17 protein-coding genes are annotated in these 19,717 nt (G+C 34.1%); 9 read left to right on the forward strand and 8 right to left on the reverse strand.

The window, feature by feature from the left end:
• Positions 1–15: 15 nt before the first annotated feature.
• The 3 genes from helD to M014_RS0104595 all read right to left on the reverse strand — a co-directional run bounded on the left by helD (position 16) and on the right by M014_RS0104595 (position 7,249).
• Complete coding sequence (helD, locus tag M014_RS0104575) at positions 16–2,478, reverse strand: RNA polymerase recycling motor HelD (RefSeq protein ID WP_026590668.1); 2,463 nt, start codon at positions 2,476–2,478, stop codon at positions 16–18.
• 1,213 nt (positions 2,479–3,691) lie between these two features.
• The gene (locus M014_RS0104590) at positions 3,692–4,552 is read right to left on the reverse strand and encodes a DUF6602 domain-containing protein (protein WP_026590669.1); all 861 of its coding nucleotides are present in this window, start codon (positions 4,550–4,552) and stop codon (positions 3,692–3,694) included.
• Positions 4,553–5,398: 846 nt separating this feature from the next.
• Positions 5,399–7,249, reverse strand: a complete 1,851-nt coding sequence (locus M014_RS0104595; RefSeq protein WP_026590670.1) for a PDDEXK-like family protein — start codon at positions 7,247–7,249, stop codon at positions 5,399–5,401.
• A 435-nt stretch (positions 7,250–7,684) separates the two neighbouring features.
• Here M014_RS0104595 and M014_RS0104600 point away from each other — a divergent pair, with 435 nt between their 5' ends.
• On the forward strand, positions 7,685–9,031 hold the full coding sequence (locus M014_RS0104600) for an MFS transporter (protein WP_026590671.1): 1,347 nt from the start codon (positions 7,685–7,687) through the stop codon (positions 9,029–9,031).
• A 152-nt stretch (positions 9,032–9,183) separates the two neighbouring features.
• Here M014_RS0104600 and M014_RS0104605 read toward each other — a convergent pair whose 3' ends face one another.
• On the reverse strand, positions 9,184–11,142 hold the full coding sequence (locus M014_RS0104605; RefSeq protein ID WP_026590672.1) for a hypothetical protein: 1,959 nt from the start codon (positions 11,140–11,142) through the stop codon (positions 9,184–9,186).
• Positions 11,143–11,147: 5 nt separating this feature from the next.
• Entirely contained in the window at positions 11,148–13,016 is a 1,869-nt protein-coding gene (locus M014_RS0104610) for an McrB family protein (protein ID WP_026590673.1), read from the reverse strand.
• Positions 13,017–13,717: 701 nt separating this feature from the next.
• On the opposite strand from M014_RS0104610, the gene M014_RS0104620 reads away from it, so the two are divergent.
• Positions 13,718–14,293, forward strand: a complete 576-nt coding sequence (locus M014_RS0104620; RefSeq protein WP_026590674.1) for a hypothetical protein — start codon at positions 13,718–13,720, stop codon at positions 14,291–14,293.
• Positions 14,294–14,423: 130 nt separating this feature from the next.
• Here the strand turns inward: M014_RS0104620 and M014_RS29095 are convergent, their stop codons facing one another.
• Positions 14,424–14,564, reverse strand: coding sequence for a hypothetical protein (locus tag M014_RS29095; protein ID WP_155924316.1), 141 nt, complete (start codon positions 14,562–14,564; stop codon positions 14,424–14,426).
• Between the two features lie 383 nt (positions 14,565–14,947).
• On the opposite strand from M014_RS29095, the gene M014_RS0104630 reads away from it, so the two are divergent.
• Positions 14,948–15,283 (forward strand): hypothetical protein, encoded by a 336-nt coding sequence (locus tag M014_RS0104630; RefSeq protein ID WP_442852730.1) that lies wholly within the window; start codon positions 14,948–14,950, stop codon positions 15,281–15,283.
• Positions 15,284–15,556: 273 nt separating this feature from the next.
• Here the strand turns inward: M014_RS0104630 and M014_RS0104640 are convergent, their stop codons facing one another.
• Positions 15,557–15,853 carry a hypothetical protein gene (locus M014_RS0104640; protein ID WP_026590676.1) on the reverse strand — a complete coding sequence of 99 codons (297 nt, stop codon included), beginning with the start codon at positions 15,851–15,853 and terminating at the stop codon, positions 15,557–15,559.
• Positions 15,854–15,866: 13 nt separating this feature from the next.
• On the reverse strand, positions 15,867–17,126 hold the full coding sequence (locus tag M014_RS0104645; RefSeq protein WP_026590677.1) for a lipase family protein: 1,260 nt from the start codon (positions 17,124–17,126) through the stop codon (positions 15,867–15,869).
• 66 nt (positions 17,127–17,192) lie between these two features.
• Between M014_RS0104645 and M014_RS26390 the strand changes: the two genes are divergently transcribed.
• The 6 genes from M014_RS26390 (at position 17,193) to M014_RS0104675 (ending at position 19,686) form a co-directional block, all read left to right on the forward strand.
• Positions 17,193–17,543, forward strand: coding sequence for a hypothetical protein (locus M014_RS26390; protein WP_035414557.1), 351 nt, complete (start codon positions 17,193–17,195; stop codon positions 17,541–17,543).
• A gap of 14 nt (positions 17,544–17,557) precedes the next feature.
• Positions 17,558–17,926 (forward strand): hypothetical protein, encoded by a 369-nt coding sequence (locus M014_RS0104655; protein ID WP_231503898.1) that lies wholly within the window; start codon positions 17,558–17,560, stop codon positions 17,924–17,926.
• Between the two features lie 27 nt (positions 17,927–17,953).
• Positions 17,954–18,283 carry a hypothetical protein gene (locus M014_RS0104660; protein WP_035414559.1) on the forward strand — a complete coding sequence of 110 codons (330 nt, stop codon included), beginning with the start codon at positions 17,954–17,956 and terminating at the stop codon, positions 18,281–18,283.
• Positions 18,284–18,497: 214 nt separating this feature from the next.
• Positions 18,498–18,788 (forward strand): hypothetical protein, encoded by a 291-nt coding sequence (locus M014_RS0104665; protein WP_035414561.1) that lies wholly within the window; start codon positions 18,498–18,500, stop codon positions 18,786–18,788.
• An 85-nt stretch (positions 18,789–18,873) separates the two neighbouring features.
• Positions 18,874–19,191, forward strand: coding sequence for a DUF1433 domain-containing protein (locus M014_RS0104670; RefSeq protein WP_026590682.1), 318 nt, complete (start codon positions 18,874–18,876; stop codon positions 19,189–19,191).
• 180 nt (positions 19,192–19,371) lie between these two features.
• Positions 19,372–19,686 (forward strand): hypothetical protein, encoded by a 315-nt coding sequence (locus tag M014_RS0104675; protein ID WP_026590683.1) that lies wholly within the window; start codon positions 19,372–19,374, stop codon positions 19,684–19,686.
• Positions 19,687–19,717 lie beyond the last annotated feature (31 nt).

Here is a 19,717-nt window from a genome sequence, read left to right on the forward strand (position 1 = left end):
ACAACCCTTTAATTTCTATTCCTGTAGCTTCTTTTTTAATTCTGCCCAACGATGCCATACTTTCAACCATGCATAAAAGTCATAGTAACGTTCACGATCTTCTTCAAATGCTTCCATGACTACCTCTTCTTCCTCATCGTCAAACAAACGTAACGTATCTTCTTGCTCTACTACTTTCATCTTTTCCACTTGTGGTTCGATGTTTGGATTAGAAATATCTGTGATTAGCCAGTCTTCAAAAGATTTTCTTGGTTTTGGAGGTGCATTCGGATCACGATCCTCCAATAACGGTGATATATTACCACGATAAAACATATGTAAATCATGGTGTGCACGTGTGATGGACATATATAACATTTTAGCGTGTAATGTCTCATCTTTAAAAGTTCTTTCACTTACATCATGCATAATAACCGCATCAAATTCCAGCCCCTTTACTAAATACGATGGAATAATAACAATTTTTTCACGTAATTCTTGTCTTCCTTCTGAAATAACTTGAATACCATTTACTCCTCGGCGCCCAAGCTCATCATACGTGTCAATTGCTGCTTGTTTCGTATCTGTTAAAATAGCAACCGTTTTATGTTCCTTTTCTTCAAAAGCTTGAATAGAACGTACCATCTCATCATACAAATCTCCAGCGCTTGTCACATTTTTAATAGAAGGTACAGCACCTGGACGATTCACCGGAATTACAAGTGGAAAATCATAGTTACTATTTAACAGTACACGATTTGCCATATCCATTACTTGTCTTGTAGAACGATAGCTCGTCTGTAGATGCATACGCTTGTACTCTTTTTCTTTAAATACATAGGACTCAATCTCTTCCCAGCGATCTAATCCATAAAATGAGAAGATCCCTTGCCCAATGTCACCTAAAATCGTCATCGATTTCGCATAATCTTTCATAATTGCAAGTTGGAATGGACTATAATCTTGTGCCTCGTCAATGAAAATATGCTCATATTCCAACTTTTTACCGTTAATCTTCGCATCCAAGTAAATAAGCGGTACAATATCTTGATATGTAAATTTTTCTTGTTTTACTTGTCGTCCATTTTTCAAAAGCAAGCTAAGTAATTCTTGCTCTATATCCTTATGGAATGTATCAAATACTTTCTTTTGGAAAATAGATTTATACATAAGCACTGCAGAAATGTGTTGCATTTTCTTTACGTATAACTCGATTTCACTTTTCATTTTTTCACGGAATACACTCTCACGCAATGCTTTCGCTTTTTCCAATGCTTCATAAATAGCTTTACGCTCTTCTCTTTCTGGAAGCGTAATAATCCATTTTTGATATGCATCTTCAAAATCTTCTTCAATTTGTTTTAGCTTTTTCTTTGTTTCTGCAATACTCCAATTTGTAATGAAGTCTTTCACTTGTTTCATACGAACATTAAGTGGTAAATGTTCTTTCGTTTGATAAAACTTATGAATTTCATCTTTTTGAAGCATAACATCTGCTCCAATAATAATGCTACCATGCGGGATCATTGTACTCCCTATATATTCTACAAAATCATCTAATAGCTTTTTAAAACGAAGGGATCCTTTATATTTAGAGATTTTTATTAAATCTTCTTTATTAGAAGCAGCATAAACATTCACATAATGATCATGAAGCTCTGGAATACTGTTCACATCTGTAAAATAAGTAGATGCCCAATCATAGAATGTGCGCTGTTCAATGCCATCTACTTCAATTTCTGGAACAATATCTTTGATGTATGATAAGAAAATTTCATTTGGGGCCAAAATCAAAATATCTTTTGGTTTCACTTGTTCATGATATTGATATAAGAGATAGGAGATACGATGAAGAGCAATAGTCGATTTCCCACTACCTGCTGCTCCTTGGACAATAATCGTATCTTTTAATGGTAAACGAATAATCTCGTCCTGTTCTGCTTGAATACTAGAGACAATATCTCTTAATTGATGAGATTCCCCTGTATTAGACAAGATTTCATTCAAATAATCGTCCATATATTTTACTTGTTGGCCATCTTCCTCTTCTACAATTCCACTTTTACCGATTTCATTTACACTAACGATATCCCCATCTTGAATAATGATACCGCGTTTACCAAGAATCTGAACTGGTTTACTCTGATCGTTTCCAATAGAGAAGCGGGCTTGTACACCTTGATAAGCATTGTAAAGCTTCCCTAAATCAGTACGCCAGTCTACTACAACGAGCTCTCCGTCATCAGCAATACCTTTTTTCCCTATATAAATGGTTTCTTCACCGTATTCATCTTCAAAATCAAGTCTGCCGAAATAAGGACTTTTTCGAGCCTCATTCAATTTCTTTATTTGCTTTTGTTTTACTTCTTTTAAGCTCGCTTCCACTTGTGAAGTCACTTCTTTTTTTATCGCATCTTGCGTTTGATCTAATAAACTATCAATCACATTTACGGTCTTATCTAAATACTTTTGTTCTTCTGTTATAAGAATAGTATTCATCGCTCATCACCCTACATTTTATTACATACAATTATAATATAAAAGCACGTGTTGTTATAGAAGGATTTACAACGCGTGTAAACCAATTTATGAACCTACAGAACATTTTGGTAATTAATGGTCATACGAATCAAAGTATTCTAATTAGTATCTTGATATTATTTTACAATAAGAAGATGTAGTATTTACGTCACTTAAATCGAAAGTCTCGAACAATTCGTAACACACTCAAAATGTGGGAGGAAATAAATAAACGAAACCCATAATGACAGAGCTCATAGATTTGAGAGGAGAATTTTTAACATTTATTCTGATTCTGTATAAATGAATTTTATATATTCCTTAACGTATGCTTTTTAAAAACAAAAAAGAAATTGATTTCCACGTACTATAGCACAAAGGGATGGTACTTAACGGAGGTGAAAAATTAGGAATACATTATTACAAAGGGCGAACATTAGAGAGCTATCAAGGACGTGTTTTGAGGAATTTTTTATTAGAGAAGCAAAGAGAAAAGGAGAAATAATAAGTTATTTCTGTCCCGCAACTAACCAAGCTGTCAAAGCCAAACCAAAGATTATATAACTAGGATCCCCTCTTACAACTATTAGGAATTTATTTGCCATTTCTTTATTCCAAATATTCATTTCTTTTTACTCCCCTTTGAAAACCCACTCTTAATTTCCATATTTCAGGAATCATTTTGAAGTCCACGGCATGTTCCAGCGAATTTCTTATAATTTCGTAAGTCTTTTAATCCTTCTTCGTCTTAATTATTGATAAAGAATTGGATATAAGTTTTTGTTAGCTTTGATAAAGTAAAATCTCCCAAGATAGGTATAACTCAATTTTAAATATACTATATATATTAGCGGTTTGAATAACTTGTTCCTGAAATTTTATTTACCATAAAGAGAAAACGCCTTTCAATTGAAAGACGCTTTGCTAATCAAACTTTTTTACTCTTGTAACTCTTTCATAATTAATAAAATTTGCAGCGCAGATATTATTAAACTGTTTCATTAATCTTAAACAATTATGATCGCTAATTTCCGCCATGTTTGTTTCACCTGATAAAAATATTTAAGTAGATTCACTACTAGTAATAAAGATCATAGGAACACTATGATGATATCTTAAATTACATAGACTTAGCGAAAATCGATCTTCACTTCCACTTGATGATAGAATATTTTACTGATCTAAAGCCTGACTATCTAATTGCTTTAACCTCTATCTTTCCTAAAAAAACATCACTATCTCTGTTAGATGGAAAACCTGTAAATCCGGGTCTGGTTAAATAATGTCTTGTTGAATCATAATATACGCTTAATAGTCCCGTCAACAAATACTGGAATCCCAAATGCTGCTCGTGCTCTTTATGCTTAAAATAAATATATTCGGCTACATCCCCTTTTTTAGGACGTCTTTTAAATATACTCCACTGATTAAAAGAGCCGATATACCCTATTAAATCATCAAACCAATCGTCTTTTGTATATATTTCTGTTAATTTATCAAAAATCCATTCCTCTGTGCTCTTCTCTTTTTTCTCAAAGGAATCCATTGAAACTAATGCCAAAAAAGGACCCCTAACTGCATTCTCATTATTATCAACACATCTACATAACTTTGATGCCTCTTTTAAAGCCTTTGCCTCATGTTCAATATCTTTATCATACAGATTCTTCTTAACAGAAATTATACCAACTACTCCTTCTGGTGGAACAATTACACTATCACCAAATCTCTGAAAAATCGGATAATTAAAACTATCATACACAATAATATCTAGTTGGGTTGAATGCGTATCCTTTTCCTTCTTCCTCTTTCTACTTTTTAAGCCCGTTTTTACAGCGGGGCGTAAAATAAATCCAGTCATGACTTCCAAGTTTCTTGGTAAATATTTCTTCAAATATTCTCTAATAAGATTTTCAACATATCTCCCATCTTCTCCATTATGTGCAGCTCCCTCTCTATCAATGGCTGGAATTAAAGTTTGAAACTGTTTATAGGTTTCTAACATGGCTTGCATTTCATTAGACCAATACTCCTGAATTCTTTTTCCGTCCATTTTTAACCCCTCCCAACAAAAAATAAATTATTTAAAACACTTAAAAAAACTAACTTTAAAATTAATATTATCTATACATGAAATCAGATTATCTTTTTTCGAATTTTTATATTTACAATTCGATCATTACAGCCAACAAATTCTTTATATTCTCTCTTACTATCTTAATTTTTGGATACCTTTTGTTTGGGTATCTTCTTCATCAATTTTGATACTTGGCGAGCTGTACACATAATATATTTAATTTTATTAATCACAACAATCGTTACTCTCTAATATAAACACCCTTCTATACACAAGTACTAGAAAATACCTTTGATGTTCGTAGGTCTTAAATACTAGACTATCTGCAAACCAGAAAATCACAGGAGATCTTTAATTCCATTACTTCATAAATTAAATGATAAGTTCAGCATTATCATTTGATAATTCCTTAGTAACAATTGTATACCAAAATACTATTAATACCTGTATAAAAACTTCATCTGCGAATCATCTGAATCTTCTACATTAAATCATATTCTTTTATTCTCCCCAAAAGCTTTCTCTAAAAAAACTGATGATACTTTCTATAATAAAAACACCCTATAACTAAATGTTTATAACTAGAATTTCAGAAAGTAACATAAAACTCCTATATAATTATACAATAACCCTTATTTTTTAAATCCATTTAAAAAGGCACTTGCTAATAATTCCCATTAATTTATAATTACACCAATAAATGATCGCTTCATATAGCACTTAACTTAAAATCTTTTTAAATGCTTACTCAGCAGCATAACCATCACACCAACAGATCATGCAAAGAGCCGCACACTACATACGAAGCCATTTCTTCCCTATTCATCCAAGCACCTTACTCCTCGCTATCTCAATTAATAGCTTTATTACACCCTGACATTCCTCATGACCACACAACTGATTCATTACACCCACTACTTCTTCCTCATTTGACCAATCATCAACGTTACATGTACTCGTATAAATCCGTGTATAAGCTGCTTCTGGCCTTTTAGCCCTTGCACTTATTTTTATCCCTTTACTCTCTAGCATTGTTAATAAAGTTATTCTTTTATGAGATTCTAGCGGTCCAATTTCTATTATGAACTTCAAACGGTTGTCTTTTAAACGTTCAAACCACATGATTACACAGTTGTTTAACCACCAGTTCCATTTCGGTACACCAAATTGTTCTTCAAGTAATCGGAACTCTGGCATGATGAATGATGGAAGTCTATGATGAATATTGTAAAATTCTTCTTGAAAACCTTGTTGATGAACGAATAATTGAAACGCATCCGCTAAAGTATCCACTTCCATTTGATTACGTTCTACTTCAACAATTTCAGAAGAAGGTGTCTCTTCTCCATATATAAGACCTTCTATCGTTTCCGATATCGTTTCAATTACTTTGTTAAAATCATTACTGTTATACATTTCATTCATGACACGAAGAATCTCATCTTGATCTGCCCAATCACTTATCTTTTCATACCCTGCATAAATTCTTGTGTACATGGATCCGGATTCTTTAGATCTTCCTTTAATATTGATTCCGTTTTCTTCTAACTTACATAATAACTTTAATCTCTGTTTGTATTCTAGCGGTCCAACTTCGATAATCAATTTCATGCGCCCATCTGCTTTTCTTTCAAACCATGTAATAAGAGCGTTATTTAGCCACCACTCATGAGTTGGGATGCCGACAACATCATCAAGTTGTTTCCATTCCGGGAAAATAAAAGACGGAATGCGAATATGTTCGTGATAACAGTCAGTCCGAATTTGATTTTGATTTACAAATTGTAAAAATGCCTCTCTCATGACACTATTTCCTGCCTCACGTATAAAAGTAAGAGTTTCAGCATAATTCATATAAATTTTGCGAAGGTCTTCTTTCTCTTCCACACTTAAACCTTTCACCGCATCTAACAAATTATTATTAGCAAACTTTCCGGCTACTTTCCCATCACCGCTTAGACATAGCAAATCAACAGCATCTTTATGATTTTTATATATAGTTAGCGCTAGTTCAATATCTTCCTCATCACGAACAAGTTCACCTTCTAATATATCAATATAATAGGAAAGAAAATCTTTAATCGTACTAGACGTATACTCACTGTTAATTTCTAGTTGTCCTTTCAATATATTTAATATATCTCCATAATCTAAAATTAAATATTCCGTATGACTTGGAGCACTACCATCTAAACTTAAAAATATTGGAATAATAGTATATCCTTCATATTTATCATTAACAAAATCTAAGTAATTCTGTAATTGTCCATCTGATTCCGATGACTTATATTTATTTTCAATCAGAATCACAATCTTTTGCGACTCTGATATTGCTAAAATATCAATTCGCTTATTTTTATTCGTCTGTACTTCGCGAAAAACTTCCAAATCTTCAAAGGATTGCTTATGTAATTTAATAAAATTATACTTACTAATTAAATCTTCATTTTCTGTTTTTACAAACGTTTTAGAAAGCAACTTATTTACAAAGAACGAACTTAAATGATGATTTCCCTTTGGATCAAGTAACCAAGAAATCATGTTAGAATGCCTAATCTCAAACTTATCTACCTTTAATATTTTAAAAGGATTAAAACGATTAAACTTACTGTGCAACTTCTCAAACTCAATGGAATTATCTAAGAGTGATAAAATCTCAAAATTGTAATCCATTTCTAGCACCACCATTTACAAGATTATAAAACCAAAAGTTGTTATAACTGAATTATACCTTACAATATGGCACTATTTACGTCTTATATCTCATCCTTTATATTACCCTTCAAATATATCAGCAATTCAATATAAAATAGTAACCACCCAACACATTTCACAACTTCAATACACTCCAAGCAAACAAGCCCCTTAAAAGATATCTACCGAAAGACTCACTCGATCCACCACTAGATCTACCCATACAATAGAATAGCCGTAACTCTGACACCAGCATGCGTTGGGACGATGGGATAAATTTTCTTTATATTGGGAATTTTCAAATTAAAAGATATAATTTATTTACGCTTTCATACTTAGTCTATAATGCTGTTAAATTACTTCTATAGTTTTCAAATGCAGAAAAAGAAATTTGTTCAAAGGGAGGGTTTAATCATGTCTCAATCCACCAATCACGCAAATACGAGGCGCATTACAGGAAACATCTTCAAAGGTTCGGTTGGAAATCTGATTGAATGGTACGACTGGTACGTCTATTCTGCTTTCGCCGTGTATTTCTCAGCTGAGTTCTTCCCTAAGGGGGACTCGACGAGTCAACTGCTTAACACGGCAGCTATCTTCGCCGTTGGCTTCTTGATGCGCCCGTTAGGAAGCTTACTGATGGGCCGTTATGCGGATCGTCACGGCCGACGTGCCGCACTAACGCTTTCCATCACCATCATGGCCGGTGGTTCTCTGATCATTGCCTGTACCCCAGGTTATAGCACCATTGGTATAATGGCCCCTATTATTCTAGTTCTCGCGCGTTTGCTTCAAGGGTTGTCATTAGGTGGAGAATATGGAACTTCAGCTACATACCTGTCCGAGATGGCAAGCAGTGGTCGCCGGGGGTTCTACTCGAGCTTCCAGTATGTAACACTTGTTGCTGGACAGTTGGTAGCACTAGGTGTTCAAATCGTCCTCCAGCAAATACTCAGCGAGCCGGATATGAAGTCTTGGGGTTGGCGTATTCCTTTCATCATTGGAGCAATGGGAGCAGTAGCTGTATTGTGGCTGCGCCGTACGATGGATGAATCGGAGCAATTCTCAAAAATGGGATCTGAAAGCCGCGAGAGTGCTGGAACCATTAAAACTCTGATGAAACATCCTAAAGCAGTATTAACAGTAGTCGGGCTAACGCTCGGTGGAACGGTTGCCTTCTATACTTATACGACGTATTTACAAAAGTTCATGGTGAATACTGTAGGTCTGCCTAAAGAAGTCGTTAGCTGGATTAACTTTATCGCCCTATTAGTATTCGTCGTACTTCAACCGCTCGCTGGTATGTTATCCGACCGGATTGGACGACGTCCGCTATTGATTGGTTTTGGCATCCTCGGAACTTTACTAACAGTGCCACTATTTCTAATCATGGAGCAAACGAAATACCCTATCATTGCTTTCTTACTTATGATGGTAGGTCTCATTATTGTTACCGGTTATACTTCCATCAATGCGATTGTGAAAGCTGAGCTCTTCCCAACTGAAATCCGTGCCCTTGGCGTGGGATTCCCTTACGCAATCACTGTTGCTGTGTTCGGCGGGACGGCGGAGTTCATCGCGTTATGGCTGAAGAGCATTGGACACGAGTCACTCTTCTACTTCTATGTAGCTGCTTGTATTGCTATAAGCTTTATCACGTATTGGCGTATGGCTGAGTCTTCAAAAACCTCTCATATCGAAGCTGAGCTAGACGATGAAAATACGCTAGCTACTCGCAAATCTGGTTCACGGCACTCTTAAATACCATAAATAGCTATTTTAAAACGATAATTCACCTAAAAACCCCTTGTATATCAAGGGGTTTTTTAGATAAGAAGCCTTTCTGCTTGAATGGTTTGAAGAAATAACGTTTCTTTTACATTTTCTATATGTATTTACCTCACTGAACCTCATCATTTCCCCAACCTATTCCTATCAGCAAAAGAAACCCCACAACGCGGGCAATATACATCCCACTCATGCTGAGTTGGTCGATGATAATTACGATGTAAGTATTTATATAGCTTTTCACCTTGTATGGTGTGTGTATTCCTATTCCAACATATGTTTTGCACCCAAAATGATTGGCAACTTTTGCACTCGTAATATTTTTTATAATTACGATCTGTTGGGGGTTCGCTAACTTCTTTGTTTCCACAATCAGGACATATGCGCTCCCATCCGAGATGGAAATGCAGCATCATTTTAGAAAATAAGGAAAGCCCTTCTTCTTTTCCTGGTTTGAGTAAAAAGTAACCGTACTGATGAGGTCTTGTTTCTTCAAAGTTATTTTCTAGTGTCTCATCGGCATGAACTAGAAATGCTGCTTTTCCACGAGGTTGCATCAATTCTCTGTACCTTTTTGCGGATTGAATCAAATCTCTTTCTAGTTGTTGTCGCATTCGGCTATAGGGCTTGTATTTAGCATCTAAAAACATATATACTGTCTCTTTTTTATCCTGCTCAATCGCAAACCCGATATCAGGGAAGTTCCCTTGTATATTAACTTCACTTCCAATTACTATCGAACAAGAGGCGGTAACATATAACCGAATACAAAATCCCCGTAGCGTGCCGTTTTCTTTATAGTATTCCAAAACCTTTTGAAGGGTCGTTCCTTGTTTTGGTACGAACCCAAGAGTCATTACAAAGTGCTGCAGCACCTTAAAGAAGACCCATTTTTCATAAAGGTCAGGGGATTGCAATAAGTCGTGCTGAAATGCCTTTAGAGGCTCATGTTGACGAAGGCACTTTTGTAATTCCTCTATCCCTTCGAACGATTTTTCGTATAGAGGATGAAAGTTAAATAGGTGCGTATCTCCCCACTCTTCCGTTTCACAATCTTGAAAAAGATAAGAGGAAAGCACATCTTCTAAATACGTAATAAGCTTCTTCCATCGTTCATCTCTAGGTATTAATTCTTCCATCTGCTTACACAGCCATTGTTTCTTGCTAATAAATTTGCTGTAAAGATTTTTTTCATGCGATATTAATACTTTATAACTTAACTCTTCTACTTCTTTTAACTGCCGCTCTAAAGAATCCCTCACATTTTTCTCCTTCTTTTTTTGCCGCATACAAGATTCAATACAATCAATGAGAGCTCCTTTCAACTTTCTATGTTCTGATATATCATGCGATCTTACTGTGGTAAGAGCATTTACTGTTCGTTTAAATGGATACATCTCCTGCTCAAGTAACACCCTTATGTCCATCTTTCGCAGTTTATCAATATCAGTCTTTACTCGCTTTGTACTTAAGCGTTCAGCTGGGTTCTTCTCTAGTTGTTGAACAACATCACCAATATTCTTCACTGCCTGTTGTAAAGAATCCAATTGAATGAGGGCTCTCATTTCACCAGTGTTTCCTGTATTGATTTGTGTATGAAAGAGTAGTTCTTCTGTAATTGTTAGAAGGTCTTCTTCCATTTGGGCATACTCTACCTCTGTTAGCAAAGAAGGCTTAATTTTCACATCACCTGTTGTTATTTTTCCGTCTTCTTTTGTTTCCCCAACAAAGCGAATAATCCCGCACTGATTTAGCCCTATAGGAGGACTAACATTTTCATACCTTTGAAATCGTTCATTCCATACGTATTGAGGAGAAGACAACCAAATTCCATCATTGACATGTAACAGTTCTCGTTCATAAGAAAACTTCCCCGCTGCATATACTCTAGTTACATCCTCATTTGCTCGTACACCTATTGTTAGAAATTCGTTTTCACCACGATTGTACTCTGTAGCAACAAATATACCGTCTTCCATATCGAGTTCTTGTAAGACCTGCAACTCAGCAATTGTTCCCTCTATACATTCTCCAAGAAAGTGCTCAGGACAATTCCAATGTGCTTTCACCCATATAGGCTTCATATGTATTACCCCCAAAATTGAATAACGCGTCCGCCTTGCATCATTCGCTCTGCTTTTCCCTTCGCAATCCCATCTGGTAGAGCTTGAACAAATGCTTGAAAATCCCTCAGCTTTTCTTCATCATGCTTATGAAATTGAATACGCGGAAGAACTTTTGAACAGACTAGATGATCCACCACTTCTTTTGTAGGCTGCAAGCAAGATACATACCGTTTCATATGCTTTTGGCCCCGGCCGTTAATACGAGCATTTGGAATACTGCTTACACTTTCTGCATAACGAAGAACTTGTTTCACTACTTCGATATGTTCAATAGTTAAAGCTGGCTCCTCGATTGCTGGGTGAATAAATCGTGATACATCAAAAGAAAGTAATCCTGTAAAGATGTCCTCTTCTAATTCTTCCTGTAAAGACTCAAGTTTCGTTGGATGATCTAACCCAATAATAAAACTTCTGTCGATTACCTTAGGGCTTAAAGGCTTCACAGTTTCATCCATGTTCAGTGTTCCCACAAAGCGAACATTTGGTGGAATGAAGAATTTAGCTGGATAATAAAACAATAATTCATATTTATTTCGAGCATCCTGTCGCTCTTGAAAACTTAGTTTTTCAATATCAGCAGAAGTTATTTCTTGATAAGGCTTATGGAATAACGCTTCAAGGTCCGATTTGGCCTCTCTGTAAAACCTTTCAGAATATAAATCTATGTATCGTTGATTTGGATGTTTTTCACGCACACTTAAAAAACTTGAAAAATAATATTCAACATGAGCTAAATTCATTTCGTCCAAGCATATAATATGAATACTCTCTTCTTCCTGCCCTGCTTGTAAAAGTGCTTCTAAAAATGGAGTAGGCAAATAAGATTTTTTCATCGGATTAAAAAATCCTAACAAATCCTGAACATCTGTCCAGCTAGACTGTACAGCAACATGATGGATTTTAAAGTTATCAATCACTTCCCCTAACTGATTCACAAGACTCGACTTCCCTGTACCAGATGGGCCCGTTAATAAGACAAGCTGATCCGTTTGCAGCGCAGTAATAAACCTCTCAATCACATGATGTTCATAAATGAGGTTTTCATCATTATGATGATAAAGAGCCAACTGGATTGTCTTATAAAGGTCACGTTCTCCTGTACATTCTACTAACTCTTCCGTATCTTTCTCTAAACTTAAAGTATCCTCTTCCTCAAATCCAAAGGCTACTTTAATATTTCTGATTTGAGATTTTAGGTCTCTTTTCTCTGCTTCTAAACTTACTGTTTCTTCTTTTAAATCTTGCTGTTTCATTTGTAACAATCCAACATGCTGGTTTAAAAGTTCTAATTCCGCGTTGAATGTTTCTATTTTCTTCTCATAGCCTTCAATATCGTGCTCAGTCGTTTCAAGCCAGCTTTCATACATTAATCCGAGTACTCGATCTTCTCCACCAAACATATTTCGGAGAACGTTTACAAACTGTTTCCCATGCTTTTCTTTTATATGTTCTACTGTCGGAATGTTTCTTAATGTATTTGGAACAAACTTAATCAGATTTCCTATGTATTTTGGTCGCGTTTCAAGATTATAGCCCCCAATTAAAATATCTCCTTTCTCAAAACGTTTCTCCTTTAATAAAAATGTGATTGTCCAAGGCTCATTCGTCAGTGGATTATGTAGTTTATGAAATGAATCATTTACATTCAGTACTTGGCACTTATAAAACCATATCTGATTTGGCAGGTTCTGAACTTTCTTGATTCGTGCCACTACTTCTTTACCAATTACTCCGTCTTTCTTAAAGGCATCTATCTGTTCTTGAACCATTTCCTTTGTAATTTCATTCCTATCATCAGTAAAGTGATTGGAATCCGCTATATTATGCACCATAAAAAAATTCCCCTTTAATTTGACATTTGCATTTCTTTTTCCACACACAAATACCCATATAATTTATTATACAGATGCTATTTTACGAATGTAATAGATTAGACTCTAAGAAACTCAACTTTCCTATTAAATATAAATGCTGCCGATTTCTCTTCTTCCTTCACCTTTTCATCAGAGGTATTGAACACGAAACAAAATTCTAATGTACCGCATTTTTATATCATTCATTTCCCAATCGTCTTTAGCTCTTATTTCTAAACATAATCTCTATTTCATGTAGTTCCTCTTGTATATCTAGGAGTTCGTAGTAACTTTTTTCTCTTAATCGCATTGCATCCCCTCCGCTTCTTCCTATATGACACGGATCTAAAAATATAAAAGATCCGCAGCAATACAAATACCACGAATCTTTTAACTACTAATTGCAAGTATTTTCCCCACAGGGTTTCGAAAAGAATAAAAAAAATTACTTAGAAAACGATGAATGTCTTTCATTCTTAGAAACAGCACGGGACGTATTGATAACACCTTTCACTTTATGATCTATTACTGCTTTCCTAATGTATTATATTCTTTAGGATACCCAAGCTCCATTCATTAGCCCGGTTCCATAACTCATCTGAAAATGCTATGATTTCATTGTCAATATTATCTAATTATCGAATAACTAAAGGAAAAGACAACAAAGAGGAGGAGAAATTATGGGGTTTTTTAGTAGATTTTTTAAAAAAGTGGAACAAGTAAACGATGGTGAGGCAACCCTCAATGAATTAAGTGAAGAATTATATGTTGAATCTCCAATAGAAGAAGCAAATAGCTATTGGGTATCAATGGCACAAAATTTAATTGTCAATACTGTAAAGGCCGCTGACAATAATGTGGAACGCGCTTTTATATTGCTTGATTTTAAAAAAGGAGAGGCTTCTTTTGATATTTTTTATCAAATTGACGGGCAATTGTATTTTTGGAACCAGTTAGAAGATCAAACGATTAAAAATAGAATTAAGAACGAGTTGTTACCTCAAGCTTCGGAAGTTTCAGATGCAGTAAACCAGCAATTTCATGAAGCGGACCATCCTACAATCTCGTATGCAGAATTGCAATTTGAATGGGAAACAAAGGCCTGGTTTTCACACATCATCTGGGAAGACGACCCTGCCTCTCAATTACCAAAAGCTCAAATATTAAATGAATGGTTCAACCTAATTAAAAAAGAAACTCAGAATAAGCCACTTGATAGTGATACAAAATTTTCTTGGTATCCATCAATTTCTTAAAGTTGATGAGCATAGTTGCTACACCAATAAGAAATAGACAAAAGCCGATGTCCTTATCGTATGGAAATCGGCTTCAGCTAAAGCGTCACCTAAAGAATGGTCTGTAACGTGTAATTCTACATCTCTTCCCTTATAATGTTCTTTTACTTTTCGGCTTGTTCAAATTGATTATGATATTTCGATTATTTTCCTCATTCCAGTATTTTTCTGGATGAGCACCTTTCGTTCCTGCTGTTGGAGGTAATACTGGATCATGCACCCATTCACGCATAATAAAATGATTCCAATCCGTTTTTATATCATTAAACGTTTTACTAGGACCTATAGGTATTTCTATCCCCTATGTTCACTGTTTTGAATGTTGCACCTCCCTCTGTCCCCCGACTACCATTACTTGTGTTTTCCCATCTACTACTCTTTCAAAAGCTACAGCGTCCATTCCTGTTTGTTTGTCATGGAATGTTTTTTCTACTTTCCATGTTTGAACAACATTATCATCAATATCTTTAACGTAAAAATTTTTTCAGTCGCTTATCGCTACGATATGCAGCCTTTGCTCATTCATAATAACTCAAATCTAGCACCTTATTATTTTTACTCAAAACATTTTCCCTTCCAAGAATTTTAATATATTCTAAATATTTAATAACATTTATGGAGGGAAGTGGAGTGAGAAAATATTGTTTAGGATTAATCATGGTCTTTATCCTAATATTTATAGGAGGTTGCAGTATGGATCAAAAAAATGAAGAACAACAGGTTGTAGAGAAAGCAAAAGAAACAACTATTAAATATTTCAAAGAAAAACATAATTTAGATGTAGTAATTACTGGACATGAGTTCCCACCAAGTGATTTTCAGACTGTTTTTATAGATGGTTATGTTAAGGATGATAAAAGTAAAGAATTCTCAGTAGATGTGGAATTTGCTAATGGAGAATATAAAATAAGTGGCATTTCACGTTCTGAAAATTTAAAATTAAATTATTAACGATGCATATACCTAACTTTATAAAAATGAAAAATACTGCTACTGAATAATAGAAATAAATAAAAAATAGGTTCAACTTCCAAGAAAAAGCTATAAAATTGAAATAACATAAAGAATAGGGGACTCATTAGTTTGGCTTTCTTTATGAAAAAATTCCCACGCAATGTGCAGGGATTCAGTATAAAATAACACTTTTTGAAGGAACATCTTCATAATAGTGCAGACGTCCCCTACTGACAAAACAGTAAAAAAACACTCGGTTGCGAGTGTTTTTTAATATTTAGGTCCCATATAGTCATAACTTTGATCTAATGCCTTAATTAAGTCAATTGCACTCTTTAATTCCTGTTTATCAGACTTTAATTCTTCCATCTTTGTCCTAATATCTTTTCCGAAAACTTCTAAGTCCTCAATTGCTTTCTTTCCTACACCAAGTTGCGACCAACTTGATAGAAGTAAATTATGAACATCACTTACTACACTCTTATTATGATTTAAATCTTCAATCATATGTTCAAATTGTTGTAAAGCTTGATTCAAAGCTTCTTCATTTAAATAAATTCTTGGCATAATAATCCCCCTATTATTGTCCATCTACCTTCTTATAATCATTCACTTTCTTTTCAATAAAATCCGAAATTTCTGTAGCTGTACGGATGTACCAAAAACTCAAATGTTCTACATGAGCACGTATATCCGTTATCTTTGCTTCTAAACGTTTACTTTCAGCTGTTTCTAATAATTCCATCATATTCGAAGTTAATCTTGGTACTCTGTTTTGGAATTCTTGTGCATTTTGCTTCATACGTCTTACAGCTTCCTCTAAATGCTCTACGACTACGCGAATTTCTCCGCTACCTAACAAGTTACCAGGTGAATCATATACCCTTTCCCCTGTATCCACATTCAAAAGGTATGGAATTGACAAATTCCCATCCTTTCCCATTGGGAAATATTTATTATTTTGATAATGATAACCAGGTCCTGAAACAGAATCTATAAACCTTTTTGTTAAGAAAAAAAGCTTATCTGATGTGGGTAGTTTTTGCATGGCATCTAAGTCTTCCTTGGACGGAGGTGGTGACACAGCATATGTAGAACCAATATGGCCATCATAAGGACCAAATGGACCATACCCAATTGTATCTGATCCGTGAACAATTGAAACAATCCTATTTTTAAATTCTCCGTTATTAGCTCGCTCTTGCAAATCTGGTGGTAGTAAATGTTTTGCACTTGGTGCATTCCAAGTCAAACATCTCGCATTCTCATCAAATGCTGCAACATACTCAGCTAAAGCGCCACCTAAAGAATGACCTGTAACATATAATTCTACATCTTTATCTTTATAATGTTCGTTGACTTTTTCCATGACTTTTTCAGCTTGCTCAAATTGATTATGATATTCCCATTGTTTATTTTCTTCATTCCAATATTTTTCTGGATGAGCACCTTCCGTTCCTGCTGTTGGAGCTGGCGCTGGATCATGTACCCCATCACGCATAATAAAATGATTCCCATCCGTTTTTATATCATTAAATGTTTTACCAGGACCTATAGGTATATCTATTCCTCCTATGTTCACTGTTTTGAATGCTGTACCTCCCTCTGTCCCCCGAAAAGCCACCATCACTTGTGTTTTCCCATCTACTACTCTTTCAAACACTACAGCATCCATTCCTGTTTGTTTGTCATGGAATGTTTCTCCCTTTGTCCATGTTTGTAAACTTTGACCCTTGTTATTAGTAATAACAACTTCTTCATCAATATCTTTATCAGATTTATATGCAGTGTCCGCTAATTGATAATAGGTGGCATCTAAAACTTCATTTTTATTATCCAAAACATTTCCCCTCCTGTAATATTTGAGATATTCTAATAATTAAGATAACATTAACGGAGGATAAATATGGATATTATTATTAAAAAATTTAGTTTTTGTTTATTATTTATACTTATTTTAAGTAGTTTAGGGGGATGTAATATGGATCAAGAAAACAAAGAAAAACAGGTAACAAAAGAACAACAAGTAATAAAGGAAGCAAAAGAGACAACAGTTAAATACTTTAAAGAAAAACAAGATTTAGATGTAGTAGTTACTGGACATAAATTTGGTCCTAAAGACTTACAATCTATTTATATTTCTGGGCATGTGAAGGACGATAAAAGCAAAACATTTAATATAACTATTCAATATGGTGGAGATGAATACACAATAGGTTCTATTTCTAAAAGTAAAAGTTTAGAATTAAAATATTAGATTTAGGACACCTAATGGTAAGGGTGTCTTTTCTTTATGAGATACCATTAATAGGAGAAAGTGGATTGAAGCAACTCTTTTTCAGTGTGAGTATAATTTTCTTATTAATCATTTTAGGAGGATGTACTGCGGAAAATAAAAAAGAGGAACAACAAATAATTAATAAAGCAACAAAAAGAACAGTAAAATACTTTAAAGAAAAACAAGATTTAGATGTTATAATCACCGATCATGAATTTGGCCCAAATGATTTACAAGTCATTTTCATCTCAGGACACGTTAAAGATGACAAAAGCAAAACATTTGATGTCGCTGTACAATATAGTGGAAATAAGTATACAGTAGGTTCTATTTCTAAAAGTGAAAATCTACAGTTGAAATAATAAAGATACTATTTGAGGGATTGGTTTATGAGAATAAAAAGGAGAAGAGTTATTTTTTATTTGATATCCATTGTTATAATCACCATTTTGGGAGGATGTAATATGGATCAAAAGAAAGAAGAACAACAAATAGTAGAGATAGCCAATGAAACAATCATTAAGTATTTTAAAGAAAAAGAAAATCTAGATGTAGCGATTACTAAACATGAATTTGCTCCGAAGGACTTTCAAAGTGTTTGGATTTCAGGACATGTGAAAGATGATAAAAATAAAAGATTCTCGGCAGATGTTGAGTACGCCAATGATTATCACATCGGTTCCATTACCACATCTGAAGGTTTTGAATTAAAATACTAATTTTATTGACACTCATTAGATAACTTCTCTCATATATAATATTGCATGAAAACACCTGATAATATAATGTTATTAACTTATAAATCTGTTCTATATTTTCTTATTAATCATGTTAGAACCCTACAGAAAAAACAATTGGTGAATTAAAGAACTGGAGGAAGGCACTCATTGAGTATCTTTTCTTTATGGGATATCATTAATAGGAGGAAGTGAATTGAAGCAATTCTTTTTCAGCTTGAGTATAGTTTTCTTATTAAGTATTTTAGGCGGATGTAGTACGAATGATGATAAGAAACAAGAAAAGGTAATTAATAAAGCAAAAGAAATAGCCATACAACATTTTAAAGAAACTGAAAATACAGATATAGTTGTAACGAAAACAAAATTTGCTCCAAAAGATTTAGGTGGAATATTTGTAATTGGACATGTAAAAGGAAATAAAGAAAGAAAAGTTACTGCGACAATCAATTATAATAATAATTATGAAGTGGAATCTATTACCTGAGACCCTGAATAATAACTAAATAAAAGAAAAGGCACTCATTGAGTGTCTTTTCTTTACAGGATGCCATTAAATAGGAGGAATGGGATTGAAGCAACTCTTTTTCAGTTTGAGTATAGTTTTCTTATTAAGTATTTTAGGTGGCTGCACTATAGATCAAAAGAAAGAAGAGCAACAAATAGTGGACAAAACGAAAGAAGAAACTATTAAATATTTCAAAGAGATCGAGGGCTTAGATGTAACAATTACTGAACATAAATTTGGTCCAAAAGATTTTCAAACTATCCTTATCTCAGGTTATGTAACAAATGACAAAAGTAAAGAGTTTACTGCTTCAGTCCAATACGCTAATAATTATCATATTGGTTCTATTTCAACAACTAGTAATTTTGATTTAAAACACTAAATCTCCTAGTTTCGCTTCAGTTAAATATCCTAACAACTATAACATCAGTTCCATTTCAACACCTAAAAACTTCAAATTAAAACATTAAACAGGAAATAAACTGTATTCTATAAAACGGACATTTCACACTCTAGTTAGTGTCTTTTCTTTATAGGATACCGTTAATGGAGGTGAACTAGATTGAAAAAAATCTTTTTCAGCTTAAGTATAATTTTCTTAATAACTATTTTAGGAAGTTGTAATATGGATAAAAAGAAAGAAGAGCAACAAATAATTGATAAAGCGAAAGAAGCAACTATTAATTACTTTAAAGAGAAAGAAAACTTAGATGTAACTATTACTAATTACAGATTTCCTTCTAATGATATTGAAACGATTTTTATAACTGGTCATATCAAAAATGATAAAAATAAGAAATTCACGGCTTCAGTAGGTTATACCGATAATTACAATATCGGTTCTATCTCAGCCACAAATTTTAGTCTAAAGTATTGAAAAGGCACTCTTAAAAGTGTTGTTTCTTTAT

It is taken from the genome of Bacillus sp. UNC437CL72CviS29, from assembly GCF_000482345.1.
Lineage (GTDB): Bacteria > Bacillota > Bacilli > Bacillales > Bacillaceae_G > Bacillus_A > Bacillus_A arachidis.

Excerpts from the sequence above, each read along its gene's own strand:
- M014_RS0104660 (WP_035414559.1), top strand. The coding sequence starts at position 17,954 with ATGAGAATAAAAAGGAGAAGAGTTATTTTTTATTTGATATCCATTGTT.
- M014_RS26390 (WP_035414557.1), top strand. The coding sequence starts at position 17,193 with ATGGATATTATTATTAAAAAATTTAGTTTTTGTTTATTATTTATACTT.
- M014_RS29095 (WP_155924316.1), bottom strand. The coding sequence starts at position 14,564 with ATGCGTGAATGGGTGCATGATCCAGTATTACCTCCAACAGCAGGAACG.
- M014_RS0104610 (WP_026590673.1), bottom strand. The coding sequence starts at position 13,016 with ATGGTGCATAATATAGCGGATTCCAATCACTTTACTGATGATAGGAAT.
- M014_RS0104655 (WP_231503898.1), top strand. The coding sequence starts at position 17,558 with ATGGTAAGGGTGTCTTTTCTTTATGAGATACCATTAATAGGAGAAAGT.
- M014_RS0104595 (WP_026590670.1), bottom strand. The coding sequence starts at position 7,249 with ATGGATTACAATTTTGAGATTTTATCACTCTTAGATAATTCCATTGAG.
- helD (WP_026590668.1), bottom strand. The coding sequence starts at position 2,478 with ATGAATACTATTCTTATAACAGAAGAACAAAAGTATTTAGATAAGACC.
- M014_RS0104620 (WP_026590674.1), top strand. The coding sequence starts at position 13,718 with ATGGGGTTTTTTAGTAGATTTTTTAAAAAAGTGGAACAAGTAAACGAT.
- M014_RS0104605 (WP_026590672.1), bottom strand. The coding sequence starts at position 11,142 with ATGAAGCCTATATGGGTGAAAGCACATTGGAATTGTCCTGAGCACTTT.
- M014_RS0104630 (WP_442852730.1), top strand. The coding sequence starts at position 14,948 with ATGGAGGGAAGTGGAGTGAGAAAATATTGTTTAGGATTAATCATGGTC.
- M014_RS0104590 (WP_026590669.1), bottom strand. The coding sequence starts at position 4,552 with ATGGACGGAAAAAGAATTCAGGAGTATTGGTCTAATGAAATGCAAGCC.
- M014_RS0104600 (WP_026590671.1), top strand. The coding sequence starts at position 7,685 with ATGTCTCAATCCACCAATCACGCAAATACGAGGCGCATTACAGGAAAC.
- M014_RS0104640 (WP_026590676.1), bottom strand. The coding sequence starts at position 15,853 with ATGCCAAGAATTTATTTAAATGAAGAAGCTTTGAATCAAGCTTTACAA.